This is a genomic window from Streptomyces niphimycinicus, from assembly GCF_018883605.1.
Lineage (GTDB): Bacteria > Actinomycetota > Actinomycetes > Streptomycetales > Streptomycetaceae > Streptomyces > Streptomyces niphimycinicus.
Window position 1 is genome coordinate 1 of record NZ_JAHLEM010000209.1, and the last position, 3,282, is coordinate 3,282.

Below are 3,282 nucleotides of genomic sequence, written 5' to 3' on the forward strand. Positions count from 1 at the left end.
CGGCTGACCGGGAACGACGAGTTTCCGAACGGCACAGGACTGAAGCCGGAGCACCGCCTCGACTCGAAGACGCTCTTCGACCTGGTGAAGCTGTCCTTCGGCGTGGTCGCCGGGGCCGGCGCCCTGGTCGCCTTGGTCGTGGCCTACCGGCGCCAGCGAGTCGATGAGGACGGCGCCCTGCGGGAGGGCACCCGCCTGCACACCGAACGCTTCACCACCGCCGTTTCCCAGCTCGGAGCAGACTCCGCCGCGGTCCGCCTCGGCGGGGTGCACGCACTGGCCGGCCTCGCGGACGACGCCCCCACACGCGACTTACGCCAGACCTGTATCGACGTCCTGTGCGCTTACCTCCGCCTGCCCTACACCGCTCAAGACGACATTCCTGCGGGTGACCCGGAGGCACAGCATGCCTATCTCGCCCTGAAGGAAGTCCGGCACACTGTCATCCGTGTCATACGCGACCACTTCCGTCTGGCACAGGATCATCCTCATTGCTGGCAAGGTCACCATCTGGACCTCACGAACGTCATCTTCGACGGTGGTGACCTCACCGGAGCCGTGTTCCTCAACACCGTCGTGGACTTCTCCGGGGCGGCGTTCAACGGGGGGATGATGCGCTTCAACGAGGCAGTCTTCTCCGGAAGAGTCGACTTCACCCGCGCTGCGTTCGACGCCGGCGCGGTCAGCTTCAGAGACGCCCTCTTTCTCGGTGGCGAGGTCTTCTTCACGCACGCGAAGTTCCGCGGCAGCAGAATCGACTTCCGCAACGCTGTTTTCTCTGGCTGCACGGTCGACTTCACCCGCGCTGCTTTCGAGGGGGGGAGAATCTACTTCAACGACGCGCAGTTCGCCAGAGGCTCGGTCAACTTCACCGTCGCTCGGTTCACGGGCAGTGAGGTGGATCTATCCAGCGCGGCGTTCTCTGGCAGCAGAGTGAACTTCTCGTTCTGCCAGTTTGCCACAGGAACCGTTGCCTTTGTCGGCGACGAGTTCTCCGGCGGCGATGTCACCTTCGACCGCGCAAGATTCCATGGCTGCACGGTCGACTACTCCAGCGCAGTCTTCTCCGGTAGCACATTCTCCTTCGAGAGGGGACGCTTCTCCGGTGGCACGGTCGACTTCACGGGTGCTCGGTTCGACAGTGGCTCGGTCGACTTCAGCATGGCGCGGTTCTCCGGCGCAGCGATTGACTTCGCCGGTGCGCAGTTCTCCGGCGCAGCAGTCAGCTTCGACACGGTCGGCGGCGAGGCACCACCTGGCCTGGTTCCGGCGAATGGGTCGCCTCATCCTGCTGGCTTGACCTTGCCACCCCACTGGTGAGCCATGGCGTGCCATGCCTGCCATCTCGCCGTCACTGTTACCGGCATAGCGGTTCCCGTGGCCCCATCCGGGACCGGTACCCCCAGGCGCGCCGACTTGGTGAACACGAGCGGCCGCCGCCGCGCTTGCTGGGAGAGTTACTCGAATCGGCGGACGCCGACCTGCTACGCCACACCTATCGGTTACGGGAAGCGGTCACGCTTTGCCTCGGCCCTGCCTTGTGATGCCCTAACGTGCAGGTAGACGAAGGTACTGGTGTGGTTGGTATGGGAAGGGCGTACGGGGATGCAGCCGCGAGTGCCGAGTGCTGCAGGCTACGGGGTGGACGCTGAGGAGATTGCCCGCCGGTACGAGGGGGTGGCGTTCGAGGTCGTGCATGAGGAGTTCCTGCCGTGGTTGCCGCCCGGTCCGGGGAGGGTCGTTGACATCGGTGCTGGCAGCGGGCGTGACGCTGCCGCACTGGCTGCCCGTGGGTATCAGGTCGTGGCGGTGGAGCCCACACCACATCTGCGGCGGATCGGGCAGCGCCTTCACGCGGACGCGGCGATCGACTGGATCGACGATGCCCTTCCCTCGCTGACCGGGCTTCGCGGGACTTTCGACTTCGTGCTGCTCTCCGCGGTGTGGATGCACCTGGACGAGCCAGAGCGTGTCGATGCCATGCGGCGGCTGGCCGAGCTGGTGGTACCGGGAGGGCACGTGGCTCTGTCGCTTCGGCATGGTCCGGTTCCCGCTGGACGTCGTATGTTCGCGGTCTCCGCGGTTGAGACGGTGGCGCTGGCAGAGCGGTTCGGGCTGTCCGCAGTACACCGCGGGCACGGATCGGATTGCCTCAGCCGGGAGGACGTGGGCTGGAGCACGCTGGTCTTCCGCCCGGAGCCGCCCACGATCGCAGGGGTGAGCCGATGACCGTGGACTTCTACCGGAGCGAGCCGAGCGCCCGCACGTCCTGGCGGCTGGCCATCTTGATGGGCGCCAACTCCCGTACCTACAAATTCGCCCTCGGAGCAGCGCTGCTGGAGTTCGCCGCGCAGGACAGGACTGAGGTGACGCTGGAGGAACTCGCCGTTCCGTACGCCATGGGCCTGGTGGCGCACCTGGCCGAAGCCCCTCAGACACCGTCAGGGCTCCAGGTCCGGGAGTCGGACTTTCTGGCCGTGGCCGAGGGTGAGGCCAAGGAGTCCTCCGCGCTCGGCCACCCCACCGACCGGCTCCTGCACGCCGCGGCGCGGTCCATGCCGGGGATGGTAATGCAGAAGTTCCACAACCTGCGCGGTAACACCCGGACAGCGCACCGCTTCTACGAGCTGACCGGCAACTCGCACCAGCGGATCGTGCGCCTGACTCCCGAACTGCGCACCGTCGCCCAGGGCGAGCAGACTCCGGGGCTGCGTGCCGAGCTGGGCGCTCGGTGGGACATCGTAGAAAACTCCTTCGCCGCAGGCATCGGCCGCAGCCTCATCGACGAGGGATTCTCGATGGACTGGGCGACACTGCAGCTCACGGACAAGCGCCGCCGCCGCTCGGTCACCGGAGTCACCGACGCACTGATCGGATTCCAGCATGGTCGCTGTCTCATCTGCGCTCAACCCATCACGCCGGGCGACAGCACCGCTGTCGACCACGTCTTCCCCTACTCCCTGATGCAGCGCTTCGGCGGCGTATCCGGCTGGGACGGACCGGACTTGGATCTCATCTGGAACCTCGCGCCCGCACACCAAGCGTGCAACAGCGCGAAGAGCGACCGGCTCCCCACCCCCGAAGAACTCCACCGGCTCGCTCAGCGCAACGAGGCGATCATGCACTTTCTTCCGGCCCGGCCTCCGGAAACAGTCTCCCTACGGCGCTCCAGAGCCGGATACAGCGCTCACGCCCTGGGAGTGCCCTATCTGCCGGCAGACGCCAAGGGGCTTTGCCGCGCCTTGACGCAGGCTATCCACGGCGACCAGGACACCCGCGCGC

3 protein-coding genes are annotated in these 3,282 nt (G+C 66.5%); all 3 read left to right on the forward strand.

Going from position 1 to position 3,282, the window contains the following annotated elements:
- Window positions 1-1,320 (forward strand): pentapeptide repeat-containing protein (locus KN815_RS19680; protein WP_216343257.1); only part of this gene is annotated, 1,320 nt, incomplete at its 5' end.
- A gap of 321 nt (window positions 1,321-1,641) precedes the next feature.
- A complete protein-coding gene (locus KN815_RS19685) occupies window positions 1,642-2,229 on the forward strand; it encodes a class I SAM-dependent methyltransferase (RefSeq protein ID WP_253209093.1) in 588 nt (195 codons plus the stop codon).
- Window positions 2,226-3,282, forward strand: a 1,057-nt coding sequence (locus KN815_RS19690) for an HNH endonuclease (protein ID WP_216343259.1), incomplete at its 3' end; no start/stop codon positions are given. The genes KN815_RS19685 and KN815_RS19690, both read left to right, overlap by 4 nt.